Genomic DNA, 16,538 nt, shown 5'->3' with positions numbered 1-16,538 from the left:
CTCATTTTTTTTTTATTTTGAACAAGCGTTATGTTCAATGTAAAAGACATCTTGAAAATCGTGAAATTAATTTCAGTAACTATTCTAATGCTGTTTCTTGTCCTTGACTCATTTGGCCAATTAAAACCGATAAAATATAAAGATGAAAATCAAACACTAAACGGCTTTTCTTCCCGTCCAAAAAAACAAAGCAAGCAAAAAGCCGGAATCCTGATTCTTCCCGCCTGGATGGGAATAGATAAACATGCCAGAGAAACGGCCCTCAAACTAAGCGACATGGGTTACTATAGCTTTATTGCAGATATTTACGGAGAGGGTAATTATCCGAAAAACAGAAGTGAGGCAAGTACCCAAGCAACTTTTTACAAAAACAATACAGATGCCTACAATCATCGGATAAAACTGGCATTGGAACAATTGATTAAATCCGGAGCTGACCCATCAAAAATTGTAGTAATGGGTTATTGCTTCGGAGGAACCGGCGCCTTAAATGCAGCCAGGGAAAATATGAACATCAAAGGTGTGGTAAGTTTTCATGGCGGCCTTGGAAGAGATACCACTAGAAAAGTACAACAGATTAATCCGAAGGTATTGGTTTGTCATGGGGCCAATGATTTTTACATACCGGATGCAGATATTGCTGCCTTCCAGAACGAAATGAAGCAAGCCAAGGCTGACTGGCAAATGATTTATTATGCCGATGCCGTGCATGCCTTCACTGATCCTGCAGCCGGAAATGACCCTACAGGAGGAGCTGCCTACAATGAAAAAGCTGATAAAAGAAGCTGGATGCACATGATCCAGTTTCTCAATGAAGTATTTTAATAGACGCGTCTAGAAATTTCCACTATACTTTTTTTGGCAACCATTAAAATTACAGCAGGATTAGTATTCTAAATTTTAATCTATTGCTAACTTCACTACCGGCAATTTTTTTTAAATAAATATTTTATAAAAGAGACAGTCTCTAAGTACGAAATTATTCGTAGATTTGTACGATTGTATTAAATGATATCCATTCGAATACTTTCTATTTTCAAGCCTCAACAATTTTATTTAAAATGAAACACATTCTTTTGACTTGCATATTGACTTCATTTTTGGCCTGTGGGCCCAAGGAAAAACAAAATGACACATCTGCCCTACCCTTCAAGGACCTGTTGGCTCAATATCATCAGGACCTTCATATATTTTTTCCAATGGAGGCTACCATACAGGGAGCTGAGGGTTTTAATGATTTGTTGACCATGGATGTTACGGAAGGATTCCGTAGAGATCTGAAGAACTATTTTGTTTCATTAAAAGAAAAATTAGGAACCTTCGATCCTGAAAAAATGGATGCCAATGATCGCATCAGTTACGATATACTCAATTGGGAATGTGACATCAGATTATCCGGTCTTGAATTTCCCGATCATTACATGCCGGTCAATCAATTCTGGAGCCTTCCATTGACTTTTGGCCAGTTTGGTTCCGGTAGCGGCACGCAACCGTTTAAATCCGTCAAAGATTATAACAACTGGTTGCACCGAATCGATCGATTCGTTATGTGGTGTGATTCCGCCCTTGTTTCTACACGCACAGGAATGGAGAAAGGTTATGTATTGCCAAAATCCCTGATCCAAAAAATCATCCCACAGTTTAAAGAACTTGTGGTAACGGACCCTGAGCAAAGTATTTACTACGGTCCTGTTAAAAATATGCCTTCCTCTTTTACAGCAGAAGAACAGACTAGAATTAAGGAAGACTTTAAGAAAGCCATCATGGAAAAATTAGTTCCGGCATTCAGTAAAATGGCTGATTTCTACGAGAACGAATACTTACCAAAAGGTAGAAGCACTTCCGGTTATTCAGAAATTCCGGGAGGAAAAGAACGTTACCAACAATTGATTAAATATTGGACCACGACGGATATGACTGCGGAGGAGATTTTTGCCTTGGGGGAAAAGGAGGTAGCCCGCATTCGCAGTGAAATGGAAAAAGTTAAAACGGATGTTGGATTTAAAGGGGACCTGAATGCGTTCTTTGATTTTATGCGGACGGATAAAAAGTTTATGCCATTCCAAAAACCAGAGGAAGTGATTTCATGGTATGCGGGTTTGGAAAAAGTGATGCAACCGCAACTTAAAAATATGTTTGATTTGGTGCCAAAATCCAGCTTTGAAATCAGACGCACAGAAGCTTTCAGAGAAGCATCAGCCAGTGCAGAATATCAACAGGGCACTGCCGACGGGAGCAGACCGGGTATATTTTATGTCCCAATTCCCAATGCGGCCACTTACAATGTTTTAGGTGGAGAAGCTCTTTTTCTGCACGAGGCTATTCCCGGACACCACTATCAGATATCACTTCAACAAGAAAATTCAATGCTCCCTGATTTTAGAAAATTTTCCTGGTATGGTGCTTATGGAGAAGGCTGGGCTTTGTATTGTGAAAGTCTGGGTAAAGAACTGGGACTGTACACAGATCCCTACCAATATTTCGGCATGCTGAGCAGCGAAATGCATCGGGCCATCCGTCTGGTGGTAGATGTAGGATTACATATGAAAGGCTGGACCAGAGAACAAGCAATAGAATATTCTAAATCCAATGAAGCCGAACCTGAAGAAAGCATCATCGCGGAAATAGAGCGCTACATGGCCATTCCCGGACAGGCTCTCGCCTACAAAATAGGTCAGCTGAAGATCATCGAACTCAGACAAAAAGCACAAAACGAATTAGGAACTAAGTTTGACTTTAAAAGTTTCCACAATCAGATTCTGGATGCCGGTTGTCTGCCGATTAAAGTGCTGGAAAATAAAGTGAATCGCTGGATTGAAGCACAAAAGAAATAAATACTTACTTACTTTAGTGCCGGACTCTGCGTATGGCCACATTATGGATCCGGCGGTTTATGTTTTATGGATCAATGGAAAAGATTGGATTTAATTGAATGTAGTTTCTAATGCAACAACCTCAATAAAAGAAGATGCATGGCATAATTGTATTAATTTTACATGCCATGTACAAAAGCCTTTATTTAAGTCTCTTTCTTTCCGTTTTCTGGCTTAATCTCTCCGGTCAGATTTCCATTAGCATGTCGCTGCCCCTGAACACAGAACAATGCCAGGGTCTCCCGGTAGAAATCCGCATCACGAACGAGGGTAAAACACCTGTAAGAAATGCAGATATTCAATTTTTTACCGGAAATCATCTCACTTTCCGGTCCAACAGTTTGACCGGAAGTCAGGTGTCCACAAAAAACCCAAATCACCCCTCAGGTCCACAATTTCAATTAGGCTTCCTGGACATATGTGAAACCACCAGTTTTCAATTTTGGATGGATCATGTCTGTTCCGCAAAAAGTCATGCCGACAGCTTTTACACCCAATTCAACTGGAATGGCATCAATTTAGTAACCAACAAACAGTTTACCCAGATCTATAGTCCGCAAATCAGCATTGCCAATCTTGGATTGTATTATGATGAAGTGGATAAAAAATTTAAGAAGAAATACTCTATTGTGAACATAGGTCAGGTTGCACTGGATTCCTTCACCATTTTTGTGGTGGGAAATGACAAAATGAGCATTTTGAATTCAAATCTTGGAAAGCTTAGTCCATCCGGCGATACCTTATTTTTTAATCCGGCAGATTTTACACAAATTGGAAATTTCAATGAATTTTTTGAGCGTGGAGAATCCATGGTAATCATTCAGGAAGTAAACCTTAATGCCTGTGAAACAGAATTCAAAATCAATCATAAATTTTTAGTTTCCTGTGGCAAATTGAAATGCGAATTTTCAGTGCAGGAAAATGTCAACTTGCTGGTCCCGGTCGGAACACCGACCCTGGTAGTCGTTCAGGATACTCAAATATTCGCAACCCCTTGCAAACGTGGTGAAGCAAATCTCCGTATATCCAACTATTCCAACAAAGGTTCATTTGAATTGGGAAATAGTATGTTTGATCTTTATATTAATCTGGGTTGGTCACTTATTCAAAATGGTCAATACACTGCTCCGCTTAAAGATGATTGTCTCAAAATTACGGAGATAAGAATTTCGGGAAGACTGATCCCCATCTCACAAATTGGATTCACGGGATATGGTCTTGACTTCAGAAGACTTACAACAGATCCAGATGGCCCCAAAGGATTAGACGATCTTGACGGGGATGGATATTATGATGACCTGAGACCAAATGACACGCTGGATTTAAAAATAAAATATACATTAGATCTTTCCTGCTTAAATTTTGATTGTGATGGTCAGGTATTTGATCGTCGCACGATGAAGTTGGAAGCAGGATTTAATAATTATTGCGACAAACCAGGAACTTACGAAGGCTATGTTTACAATCAAAGTTATTATTGGAATCAGCCAAGTGTTTCTACTTTAAGATTTCAGAGTGTTTATGTAGATGAAGAGAAGGACACCATCCAATTTTATCTTTATAAAAATCAATATCATTTTTTAGATGAATGTGCCCGTGACAGTGCAAGCGTCAGAATAACGCTTCCTCCATCCGTCGAATTATTACCGGGAACCATCATCACCATCAATGGAAATCCTACCCCTTATAGAAAAAATGCAAATGTCATTTATTTGACTGCGGACACGAGTAATTTTATTGTCGGTATTCCATTGAAATTTCATTGTGATCCTTCGTCTGGTTCGGGTGGCGTAAATACGAATTGCACTTTTTGCCTTGGAAGTGGAGGTCCCAGATACAACATCCGGATTGAAGCCGATTATTTTTGTGGAGATGGCTGTTATCAGAAAATTCCTTTATACTGTGGTTCCACTCCGGCTTTTCCAGTAATATGTGATACAACGGTTATTGGTACGAATTCTCCGGGACAATTGTCCATCGGTGACATTTCATTCAAAAGGCTAACCGTAGGGTATACCGATTCCACCAAAGCATTTAAAGTTAATCCGGAAACAGATTCTATTAACCATAATTATCTATTCACCAACGACACTTTCCTCATGTATATTCCGGTGGATGTTTTGTGCAATGCTAATTTTTCAAATATACTCTTTAAATTAGCCATTGCCCCGCTGATTTATTACGTCAACGGAAAGTACGATACTGTAAAACAAGTTACCTGGCTCACAGATACCTTAAAATACTTTGACGGTGAAACCAATCGCTGGTCCACATGCATCAATCCACTTGGTGCAGATTTTTATAGCCAGGCGACCAATAATTATTATCATTATTTTTTACGACAACTGAATATGTCTGCCTTGTTCGGAACTTGTCTAAATGGTACACTGACCACCAGAGATTCCATGGTATTTGTGCTCAAGGGTGTGATCAATCCATTTGAAATTACGCAGTGGTTAAAATCAACCATCTATGGAGATCTCACTTACGCACAGGATGGTTGCAACATGCAAGTTAGAAAGGCCGCCACCATCAATACTTTTTCGGGCAAACCATCTGTGGGCAGCACGTTCCTTCGACAAGATTACTACAAAGATCCAAATTTCAAAGGCAGTTCGCCATACCTATCTGTCTGTGGTAACTTCCGTTTAGAAACTTCCCTGGATACTTATGGAAATTATCCTGAAAATCCGGACCCCTTCATCAATGAGTTCAGAAATACCTATCTTATTGATCAAGTTAAGATCGTTATTCCGCCTTTTTTCAAATTCCTGAACAATGTCCCCAATTATGCTAAAGTTTTCAGAGTACCCTCACCATTAAACTTTGCTTATGATACAAGTTATTTAGCACCATTTGTTTGGGACAGTGCAGGCTATACCATGATTCAGTTTGATCAATTCAATTTGAATCAGGACTTTGAATTGTTTCAGCACCAACTGTGGTTTGATTTACAACCGGAATGTTATGTTTCTCTTGTAGACACCATTCGTATTTTTAAAAAATTCAAATACAATCTTCATCTTCCCGATCAGAACCTACACAAAGATTTATACAATGAAACAAAATATGCCATTAACATTTCAGGAGTAGAGCCTGCATTTACAGAAATTCGCAAACAAATTCTAAAAGACACTCTGATCATCTGGCCGTTCAATCTGAGTTCCAAAACCACTACTGCCAAACCATCCAATTATTTTACCTATCAAAACCTCTGGCTGTTGGTAGAAAATTCTTCCGGACAAATATTGGTGGACAGTCTGATAGAATACGACAGTTTGGGCACCGCTTTTAAACACATTCCGACTGTGCTCAATTCACAGAATATAGTATTCAAATTGGATACCATTTACAGTGCAAGATCCTTCAAATTATTTACACGATTCAATGATTGCCAGGCTGATTCACTGATTATCTATTCGGGAAATTCTTGCGCCGGATATCCAATGGACTTTTTAAATATTTCAGGTACCTGCAAAGAATATGTCCATCGATCCGTGCTGAATTATGAACCTGAAGATGCCAGTATCAGATTGGAATTAATTAAACAACCCCTGGATACTTTTTCGCAGGCTTGCGACAGTTTTAATTATTCTGTGTTGGTGTATAATTCGGGATTGGGGCATAGTTTTAACAATCGATTTCATTTTACAAAACCGAATGGACTGAATTTACAACAAGCATACCTTGAATATCCGAAGGACAGTTTCCGATTACTTCCACCGCCACTATCGACCGCCAATGCCAATGAATATTATTGGGAAATGTCCGATAAATTATTTCCTCTGGGATTCCCGGGTTTTTATCGCATTAACCAAAATCAATACCTCGTGCATTTGGATTTTACCGGTGATTGTGCATTGGAAGATGGACAATCCTTGAGCTTCTACAGTTTCCACACCAATGTCTGTAATGAGTACAATAAATCACCGGTAGTGAGTTCCACACCCTTCCGCTTCAATCCGCAAGGACAAACGCTGCAAGACTTGTATGATGCGAGCATCAGCTTTGATGCAGACAGCGCCTGTGGAGACAAATTTAAAACCAGGGTGGTATTGTATTCAAAAGATGCAATCGTCAATTCTCTTCCTCAAAAAGTATACTTTGTGTATGCAAAAGAATTGAGTTTTCTTCCTGGTAGTTTTAAAGCCATCCGACATGTGCCTGCTACCGGAGCAGGATTCTATTATCTCGATGGAATGGAATCAGTAGAGGTGCCTATAAAAGGTCCAGTAGCAAAAGGAGATTCTATGGTGTTTGAATTGGAACTGGAGCGCACTTGCATCGAACATTGCAAGACTACGGATTTCAAATTAATTCTCAATTCACCGAAGAAAGTAAGCTGCTCTCAGGCGTCCGGTGGTGAGTGCGACCAGTTGCTACATGTTCAGGAATGGAATTATAAAAACATTCCGCTCAGTCCTATTTTATACATTTTGCAATCAGATGTGCGTGCTCAATTTCTACCTGGAGGAAACGAACAATTGGAAGTGGATTATCTCATTCAAAATAAATCACCTTTCACCGGAAAAATTGACTACCTGATTAAATTCTATTTTGATCAAAACAACAATGGGGTGTTGGATTCATCCGATGTATTCATCTCTTCTGATAAAATTCCCGGAGCCCGCATCACATCGAGCGACAGCATTTGGATACATTGGAAATATGAAGTGCCGGGTAATTATTCATGCAGAATGATCGCCGCCATCCATCCCCTTGACAATCCTTGTCTGTGCAATGGAGATACCCTTTTGTTAAGTCCTGCCAAAATTTTTGGTGAAAGCCAGATCCATAGAATTTGCTATGACCGAAACATACAAGTTGGTTTTGATTCCATTGGCTCCTACAAATATCAATGGTTGCATCCTGATCGGTTATCTTCTTTGAATTCATCCTTTTCACAATATCAATTTCCCGGAAATGTCACTACCGGTAAAACTGTCTGGGATACGCTGTTGCTCAAAGTTGAAAAATATCAGTCCTGTGCATTTTATGATACCGTATTTGTGGAATTGTATCGGCTGGATGCAGATTTAAAGATGCTGGACAGCATCAAATGTCATGGAGACGCCAATGCCTCCATAGAAGCCAAAGGCATAGGTTCTGCTCCTTATTGGTCCTACCGTTGGCAAAACTCTGCGGATACAAGCGCAAAATTATCCGGACTCGGCATTGGAACTTATTGGGTGCAACTCAGTGATCCATTTGGATGTGTAGCAACAGACAGCATTGTAATTACCCAGCCGGATTCATTATCTTCTCTGGCTTCCATTATTTTAGATTACAACGGCTACGCGATCAGTTGTTACGGTGCCAAAGATGGCGCAGTTAAAATTGAAGTAAAGGGAGGCACACCTGCTTACTCATACTATTGGAAAAATGGAGGAAGCAGTGACACCGCACAAAGTCTTGGCAAGGGTTGGATAAAAGTGGAGGTGCGGGATAAAAATAATTGTCCGATAGTGGATTCCATATTTCTGAATGAGCCACCTCCAATGCGGATGGATGGTGGTGCCAGTCCTGCGGGTTGTGATGACCTGCATGGTGGAATTGCATTTGGAAGTTCAGACGGCGGAGTCAAACCCTATCGTTTTATCTGGGACAATGGACAATCATCGGACACCATTCGCTCACTAAAAAGTGGCTTTTATAAATTAAGAATTTTAGATGCAAACAATTGTTGGGTAGATACCATTTTGCAGGTAGATCAATTACCGGATCCGGACATTAATCTGAACATAACCGACTCTACGATTTTATACGGCAGTTCGGTTCGATTGTCGGCATCAACGAATGCTGCCAATCCTAAATTCTTGTGGAGTCCGGCGCAATTTATTTCCTGTGATTCCTGCAGTGCAGTGGTTGTTTCACCAAAAGAAAACACACGGTATGAAGTAATGGTAATCGATGAATTCGGCTGTACCCACACAGCCTACATTAATATAAATATCCGAATTGAAAAAAAGGTATGGGTGCCAAATGTGTTTTCACACAATGGAGATGATGTCAATGATAAATTTACCATTTACGGAAATCCTGCGCTCGAAGAAATTGAAGTTTTACAAATTTATGATCGGTGGGGTGAATTGGTTTTTGAAGGACACGACTTTCCACCCAACAATCCAGCCCATGGGTGGGACGGCACTTTCCGTAACAATGAATTGAATCCCGCAGTGTTTGTCTATGTAGCTACTGTGCGTTTTGTAGATGGAGAATTAAAACAGCTGTATGGTGATGTTACCTTAGTCAAATAAATCACCTAGAAATAGAAATTCTAATGCATAGAATGGGTTAATAAAAAACAAAACCAAGTTTTTCCAAAGACTTTCTTAATTTCTTCTCACTGATTTTGCTCCTTGTTTTCTTAACCAAATGGATATTCATGGAATCTTGCTGCTGCAATGCAAGGGAAAGGTTTAAAACTTTAAGATTTTTTAATTCCATTTCTTCCAGCATCTTCTGCATCAATTCAGCATTGGATTGGTTGGCATGATGCAATTGATCTACCTGGTTGGAAAGATCCTGATTGGATTTTCTAGCCAAGGAAAGATGATCTTCCATTATTTTCAATTTGTCATCTTTTATTTTGGATTCTCTTTTTAAGGCTTCAATCTTTTCTGAGAACAGAATACTTTGTCCTTTGGATTTTTCCAGCTCTTCTCTAAGAATGGCATTCCATATACGGCAGCTGTCAAGATTTACACTTCTATCCTGATATTTTTCTTGTAAATTTAAAAATCGAAATTCTGAAGCTTTATATTTTTTAGCTGGAACACAAGAAGTCAGCAATATTAATATCAGTATAATAAAATTTGGTGAAAATGATTTCATAATTTCCTTCAATGAATTAATCGTAAATTAAAGTTAAAACCTCCTGAGTAGCTATTAAAACAAGCTTCAGGGAAAAAAATAAAGCTATAAATATAAAAGCAGATTTCCATGCTGCATGGTACCATTTTTCTAAAAATAGCTTGTGCGCAAGAATGAATATCATACCAACTTCAGCAATCATGATGAACAAACGCGAACTTTCATAAAACGATGGAAATATCGCACAACCCAAATTTAGTAAAATTTCAACGAGCATCAATTGACCAAGCATGAAAGTTATCGAGGTAGCAATCTCTGCAAGATTGTACTTTACCCTGGTAAACAATAGTCTTGCACAAACCACAAAAACCGGAATGATCAGCAAGGAAAAAAAGCTTCCAAAATTATTGATCAATTTTTCAAAAACCTCTTCACTTCTTAATTGAAAAAGAGGTTCATCGAATAAATCAGCATCTTCTTCTGTGATTTTTTCAATATTGAATTGATTATATATAAATAGATTAATACTTAAATTTAAAAGAAAGTATTTGAAAGGGATATAATAGGACTCTCGCTCTCCATGAATATATTTCTCTATAAAATTTGCAGGTCTTGTGACCAGAGACCAAAAAGTATGGACATATTTGGTTTCAAGGTTATAGAAAAAATCGAGCAGGCTTCCGAGCAAACTCGCAATTGATATTCGTTTTCTTTTCAACGGATTTCCACATGAGGAGCAAAATTGACCATAGTCTTCAGTCCCACAAACTAGACATTTAATGATTTCAATTTTGCTTTTACTTTCCATTGTATTTTCGATGGGCCCGGCTACCAGAAAGTTCAATCCTTAGCAAATTTGGGATTTTCCGACACCAAGCGTGCAAAATTAATAAAAATTTATGGTTAATACATCCAGAATACATAAAAAAAACATTATCCTATATACCCTAAATCAGTGAATTGAATTCAGCGGTGGACTAATTTTGTAGTCCTTCTGCTGCATAAACATCGATAAAAATTGCATATAAGTACAAGGCTTAAATAATCTTAATATCCATGGTGAAGAACTCCAAAAGAAATTTACCATTTAAAGAAGCACAGCTAATGTAGGTATTGCAATTATTTATAATCCATTAGTTGGAGTAGTATTTGAAAGACTTGGTTATCCAATAAAAAATCTTGCACAAGGCTTGACTGCAACTTTCGTAATCATGAATTAATTACCATGTTATTCTCAAAAGTGACAATTAATTTTATATACCAATAATTAGTATTCTCCACGAGACAGATTTTATTTTAATACCTTTATCCTGAATAATAAACTGTACCCAGTAAAATGATCAAAACCATTGTCATTCTCATCCTTACGATAATCGTTGTTCCATTTATTTCTTATAGATTTGGTACACCATTAAGTCCTTTGCAACATGAAATTTTGTGGAATTGCATATATATATTTTTGTTTACAGCACTTGCTTGTTTCACTTTGAGTGAGCTCACAGGCAACTGTAGTCAGGTAGATAAAATATGGAGCATAATCCCAATAGTTTATGCCTGGTACATCGCCTATGCAGGAGCTTGGAGTGATCGCATGATTCTTATGGCCATATTAGTCAGTATCTGGGGTATCAGACTAACCTATAATTTTTCACGGCGAGGAGCTTACAGTTGGAAATTCTGGGATGGAGAGGAAGATTATCGTTGGGCGGTCTTGAGAAAAAAACCGGAGCTTTCCGGAAAATTAAAATGGACCTTGTTTAACTTATTTTTTATTTCATTGTATCAGAATGGCTTAATACTTCTTTTTACACTGCCGATTTTGGTGACCGTAAATGAAGGAGCCAGTCCTCTTGGCATTACAGATTATGTTTTGGCTTTACTGTTTATTGGTTTTGTGGTTTTAGAAACCATTGCGGATCAACAACAATGGAATTTTCAAAATGAAAAACATCGCCAAATTAAATTAACCGGAATAGCTGAAGGCATCTTTAGCAAAGGTTTTACCCATACCGGACTTTGGAAATACATGCGACATCCGAATTATTTTGCAGAACAGGCCATTTGGATTTGTTTCTATTTATTGGGGGCCAATGCAACTGGAGAATGGGTTAATTGGTCTGTTGCAGGATGTATGTTGTTGTTGGTGCTCTTTCAGGGAAGTTCCGATTTTAGTGAAGCCATTTCAGCTGAAAAATATCCTGAATATGCAGCATACCAAAAAAACACCGGGCGATTTCTGCCAAAATTGATCGGAAAATCCGTTGAAGGAAAATAATGAATTCCAATCAGAAGGAGATTACCTTAGGTCAATACTAAATTATCAGCTTTCTGGATAATTCATTTGCATTGCTGCTGTATGAAATGATCAATTGTGGTAAGTTTGATGGGGAATTTTTGAAGGGTGCGCGTAGGATCAAAAGTCTGATCCGTTTGGTCCAGCACTTCACCAAGTGCCATCACCCTGGAAATCCCCTGATGAAAAGGTTTGAATAATCTGGACATCACATTTAAAAATCCAATACTGAGATACGTGCATTTAACCTGCTTCCCGGAATACTTTTCGTAGAGTGAAACAATTTCATTTCTGCTTAAATTATCGGGACCTCCGATTTCTATAATTGAATTCAATGCCTCGGGTTGCTCCAATGATTTAAGTATGATTTGTGCTACATCCACCACTGAAACAAAGTTTAATGGATTATTACATTTCCCCATGATCATCGCCTTCCCGTTTTTAAGAATTCCCTTTCCCATTAATTCATGGATATGGGTTTCCATAAAAGCAGTAGATCTGATGTTGATAAAATTCAATCCACTCTTTTGGAGATATTGTTCTACCTCAAATTTATTGCGCCAAAAATCAATAGTTTGATTAGCGTCGGCACCAACCACTGAAATATAAACGAAAGATTTTACGCCAGCACTTTTTGCAATATCTATTAGTGATTTGTGTCCTTTTACATCCACTTTTGCTGATCTATACTTCCCAACTCCCAACAATGAATGTGCCATTGCGATGACAAGATCCATACCCTCGCATGCAATTTTCAAGGAATCGGGATCGATCAGATCTCCTTTTACAATTTCCATTTCCGGACTCCGAAAATTACCCACTTTCTCAGGATATCGGGTCATCAGACGTAAGGGGTAACCAGCATTAACCAACAGTTGTGCAGTAGGTTTACCCAATGTACCCGATCCGCCCACCAGGAGAATTTTTGAAGATGGATTCATTTGAAAATATTAATATTTCAGAATTAAAATGATTAAAGGAATTTGATTAATTTTCCGAATACAAGTAGCTCTTTTAACAAGAAACTGTAAAAATATTGAAATCAATATTTTCTACTTTGCATAATAAATATTGAGGCAAAATATCTTGCAAAATCTATTTGGTGGTAAAAATAGCATAGGCTTTACATCCCCCTAAATCAGTGACCGTTACACTGTAAGTTCAGGAGCCGGTGACTGTAATTTCTTATAGATTATGAACGCTGGTGGACCATTTATAGAAAAATGGCGGATCACCACCCTTGGTAACCACAGTTAGTTTGTTAGCGTGTTCATTCCAATTTATGGAAGCTTTAAAATGGTGGCATACCTCATTAGACGAGCTAAGCAAGTGGCAGGATTGTGACAAGATTAAAAGGAGGCTTAGATGCAGAAAAATTTTAATTTTTTCATGACCATTAATTTTGATTAAAGTTAAAAAATGTTTATTAGATCGCTTAAATCTATTTTGAAATTCCTTTTTTATTACACCTGGATGATAGTTTCTAAAGTTGCTTGATTTCTTGCCTTACTAAGGGGGGACACAAAAAGAGCTGGGCGTTATTTCATTTCTATCTACTTTTGAATGTCTATTCCAGCATCTATGCCATATAAAATATTCAGTCCTCCCCAGATTAAAGCCATAGAAGAACTCACTATGGTAAAACAAAACATCCCATCCCACGAACTTATGGAACGGGCAGGAAATGCATTTACTGAATGGTTCACGTCGGAATTGAAGCCTGAATCCCATTCGGTTTTTATCCTTTGCGGACAAGGTAATAATGGAGGAGATGGGTTGGTCATTGCAAGATTACTCAGTGAGCAATTTTATAAAGTAAAAATTGGCTTCGTTACCAGCAGCCAACAAGCTTCTGAAGATTTTTTTTAAACAAGAGTCGTCTCCCATCCGATAAAGGGATTGAAACTTTTCAAATTAGAGAACCCGTTGATCTGGAAATTGTGGAACCACAAGACACCATAATTGACGCCATATTAGGAACCGGTACCAATCGCCCTGTCAGTGATTCATGGGCCATTCTTTTTAAAAAATTAACAGTCTGGAAAATTTAGTAGTATCTGTAGATATTCCTTCCGGGATGATTTGTCATGGAATTACAGAAGGCGAAGTGATTCGTGCGGATGAGGTCCTGAGTTTTGAATTTGTAAAATTGGCATTTCTACTTCCTGAAAACAAATTCAGAATAAAAAACTGGACCATAAAATCCATTGGATTAGATCCGGAAGCCATAAAAAAAGAGAATACACCTTTTTACCTGAGCACCAAAGAAGACCTTAGTCTTATCCTCCGGGAAAGGAATCGCTTTTCTTATAAAAACTTATTTGGACATGCCTTAATCCTTGCAGGCAGTCGTGAAATGTGTGGCGCAGGACTTTTAACTGCAACGGCATGTCTGAGATCAGGTGCCGGATTAGTCACGCTAATGACTGACCCTAACTGTTTCACAACAGTTCATTCCAGCCGACCGGAAATCATGTGTTTAGATCGGGCAGAACTAAGCATGCTTGCTTTGGAGAAATTTCAAGCCATAGCAGTAGGTCCCGGACTTGGAACCCGGTTTCCTTTTGAAATTCTGTTCTCTTTGCCTCTGTCCATCCCACTGGTTTTGGATGCCGATGCGTTGAATTTCCTTTCAACCAAATCCGATTTCTTAAATCTTATCCCGAAAAATTCAATTCTAACTCCTCATCGAGGAGAATTTACAAGATTGGCTGGACCTTGTAAAGATGAATTAGAGGTTTTGGAAAAAGGAATTCGATTTGCCAGAGACAACAAAGTTAATTTGGTAATCAAAGGCCCGTACACCGCTTGTATTAGCCCGGAAGGAAAAGTGTTCTTCAACCACACCGGCAACCCCGGCATGGCCACTGCAGGCAGCGGAGATGTACTTACGGGCATCCTTACCGGAATCCTTGCCCAGGGCTATCCCACTCTGGATGCTGCCAGACTTGGCGTTTGGGTTCATGGCCTCGCCGGCGATCTGAGTCTTAATTTTGAATCTGAAGAAAGCCTTTTGGCAGGAGACATCATTGACACCCTTGGCGAAGCATTTAAAGAAATCAAAGGAGATTAATTCTCCACTTTTCCCTTTCCTTTATAAGCCCTTCCCTTTCAAGGGAAGGGTTGGGATGGGTCGAGCCCTTCCCTTTCAAGGGAAGGGTTTGGGATGGGTTAGGTCAGGCTAAAGCCTCCCTCGCTCCATCCACCTCCTTGGCTGCATTGCCAATAAATATTTTCTTGCCTACTACAATTACAGGCCTCTTCAAAAAGGTGTATTCACTTAAAATAAGTTTGCGGATATCTTTTTCGGTCAGTTTTTTATCCTTCAAACCAAGGGTCTTGTACTTGATGGCCTTTCTCGAAAAAAGTGCTTCGTAAGATCCTGCCATGGCTGCCATATCATCCAATTCTTTCTCCGAAATCGCATTTTGTTTGATATCTTGCAGCTCACAAACTTCTGTATTGAGGCTGCCCAGAATTTTTTTGCAGGTACCACAATTCGTGAGGTGGTAAATTTTATTTCTCTTTTTCATTTGTAGTATTTTGAAAGCAAACTGGATTACCAATCAAGATGGTTCTATCTACCATCTGCATCTTTTACCTGAACAAATTGCCCCTCTGATCATCACGGTCGGTGACCCTTCCAGAGTGGCCTTGATCAGCAACTTATTGGATACAATTGAATGCAAAATTAGTTCACGTGAATTCGTATGCCACACCGGCCGACTCGGCACCAAAAGAATAAGCATTCTCTCCACCGGAATTGGCACAGACAACATCGACATTGTGCTCAATGAAATTGATGCACTTTTTAATGTGGATTTGATTTCCGGAAAACCCAAAGAAAATATTACCTCCTGTACGATCATCCGTCTTGGCACTTCAGGTGCCATACAAGAAGACATTCCGATGAACAGTCTCCTGATTACAGAGTGGAGCATAGGAACAGATGCGCTGATGAATTACTACCAACATGAAGAATATCCTGTTTTGGAAGAAGTCAGAACTGCATTTAAAACTGCTGGATTGGAATCCTTAAATTTTCATTTGAGCTGTTGCGATGCCGCTCTACTCGATCATTTCAAAGGAAACGATTTTCTGGTTGGAAACACCTTAACGGCACCTGGATTCTACGGACCTCAAGGCCGCACCACGAGAATAAAAACAGTGTTCCGGATTTAATCCATAAATTACAAAACGTACATTTTAAAAGTATAGGAAGACTTACAAATATGGAGATGGAGACAAGTGGAATATACCACCTGGGAAAAGCGCTGGGACATAAATGTCTGTCGGTAAATGCCATACTGGCAAATCGAATCAACAACTCTTTCTCAGAACATCCGGAGAAAATTATCATGCGGATGATTGAAAAATCCATGAGTCTCATGGAAAATTTACCTCAGTAACCTGCAAATTATTATTATACACCAATGGAAAAATTAAATTTTATTCCATTTAAAATTTAATTAAATGATCATTAATCATGATCCCAATTTTCCTATTTTTTTAGAGGCTTTTAATGAGCAATTGATTTGAAAATAAACAGCTTTTATTCC

General features: G+C 38.7%; 10 protein-coding genes and 1 pseudogene. 7 read left to right on the top strand and 4 right to left on the bottom strand.

Going from position 1 to position 16,538, the window contains the following annotated elements; genetic code table 11:
* Positions 1 to 30: 30 nt before the first annotated feature.
* The 3 genes from IPJ83_08995 to IPJ83_08985 all read left to right on the top strand — a co-directional run bounded on the left by IPJ83_08995 (position 31) and on the right by IPJ83_08985 (position 9,130).
* The gene (locus tag IPJ83_08995; GenBank protein MBK7880672.1) at positions 31 to 825 is read left to right on the top strand and encodes a dienelactone hydrolase family protein; all 795 of its coding nucleotides are present in this window, start codon (positions 31 to 33) and stop codon (positions 823 to 825) included.
* 236 nt (positions 826 to 1,061) lie between these two features.
* Complete coding sequence (locus tag IPJ83_08990; GenBank protein ID MBK7880671.1) at positions 1,062 to 2,834, top strand: DUF885 domain-containing protein; 1,773 nt, start codon at positions 1,062 to 1,064, stop codon at positions 2,832 to 2,834.
* 167 nt (positions 2,835 to 3,001) lie between these two features.
* Positions 3,002 to 9,130: a gliding motility-associated C-terminal domain-containing protein gene (locus IPJ83_08985; protein ID MBK7880670.1), complete on the top strand. Its 6,129-nt coding sequence runs from the start codon at positions 3,002 to 3,004 to the stop codon at positions 9,128 to 9,130.
* Positions 9,131 to 9,167: 37 nt separating this feature from the next.
* Here IPJ83_08985 and IPJ83_08980 read toward each other — a convergent pair whose 3' ends face one another.
* Together IPJ83_08980 and IPJ83_08975 are read right to left on the bottom strand one after the other, a co-directional pair.
* The gene (locus IPJ83_08980) at positions 9,168 to 9,707 is read right to left on the bottom strand and encodes a hypothetical protein (GenBank protein ID MBK7880669.1); all 540 of its coding nucleotides are present in this window, start codon (positions 9,705 to 9,707) and stop codon (positions 9,168 to 9,170) included.
* A gap of 16 nt (positions 9,708 to 9,723) precedes the next feature.
* The gene (locus IPJ83_08975; GenBank protein ID MBK7880668.1) at positions 9,724 to 10,530 is read right to left on the bottom strand and encodes a DUF3667 domain-containing protein; all 807 of its coding nucleotides are present in this window, start codon (positions 10,528 to 10,530) and stop codon (positions 9,724 to 9,726) included.
* Between the two features lie 492 nt (positions 10,531 to 11,022).
* On the opposite strand from IPJ83_08975, the gene IPJ83_08970 reads away from it, so the two are divergent.
* Positions 11,023 to 11,961: a DUF1295 domain-containing protein gene (locus IPJ83_08970; GenBank protein MBK7880667.1), complete on the top strand. Its 939-nt coding sequence runs from the start codon at positions 11,023 to 11,025 to the stop codon at positions 11,959 to 11,961.
* A 62-nt stretch (positions 11,962 to 12,023) separates the two neighbouring features.
* Here IPJ83_08970 and IPJ83_08965 read toward each other — a convergent pair whose 3' ends face one another.
* Positions 12,024 to 12,920, bottom strand: coding sequence for an SDR family oxidoreductase (locus IPJ83_08965; protein ID MBK7880666.1), 897 nt, complete (start codon positions 12,918 to 12,920; stop codon positions 12,024 to 12,026).
* A 640-nt stretch (positions 12,921 to 13,560) separates the two neighbouring features.
* Between IPJ83_08965 and IPJ83_08960 the strand changes: the two genes are divergently transcribed.
* Positions 13,561 to 13,848, top strand: coding sequence for a hypothetical protein (locus IPJ83_08960; GenBank protein ID MBK7880665.1), 288 nt, complete (start codon positions 13,561 to 13,563; stop codon positions 13,846 to 13,848).
* 208 nt (positions 13,849 to 14,056) lie between these two features.
* Entirely contained in the window at positions 14,057 to 15,052 is a 996-nt protein-coding gene (locus tag IPJ83_08955; protein MBK7880664.1) for an NAD(P)H-hydrate dehydratase, read from the top strand.
* Between the two features lie 103 nt (positions 15,053 to 15,155).
* On the opposite strand, the gene IPJ83_08950 is transcribed toward IPJ83_08955, so the two are convergent.
* The gene (locus IPJ83_08950) at positions 15,156 to 15,512 is read right to left on the bottom strand and encodes a hypothetical protein (GenBank protein MBK7880663.1); all 357 of its coding nucleotides are present in this window, start codon (positions 15,510 to 15,512) and stop codon (positions 15,156 to 15,158) included.
* Between the two features lie 7 nt (positions 15,513 to 15,519).
* Between IPJ83_08950 and IPJ83_08945 the strand changes: the two are divergent.
* Positions 15,520 to 16,388: pseudogene (locus IPJ83_08945) on the top strand (nucleoside phosphorylase).
* The last annotated feature ends 150 nt before the right edge of the window (positions 16,389 to 16,538 follow it).

The sequence above is a fragment of the Candidatus Vicinibacter proximus genome, assembly GCA_016713905.1.
GTDB lineage: Bacteria > Bacteroidota > Bacteroidia > Chitinophagales > Saprospiraceae > Vicinibacter > Vicinibacter proximus.
This window is presented reverse-complemented; position numbering and strand designations above follow the sequence as displayed.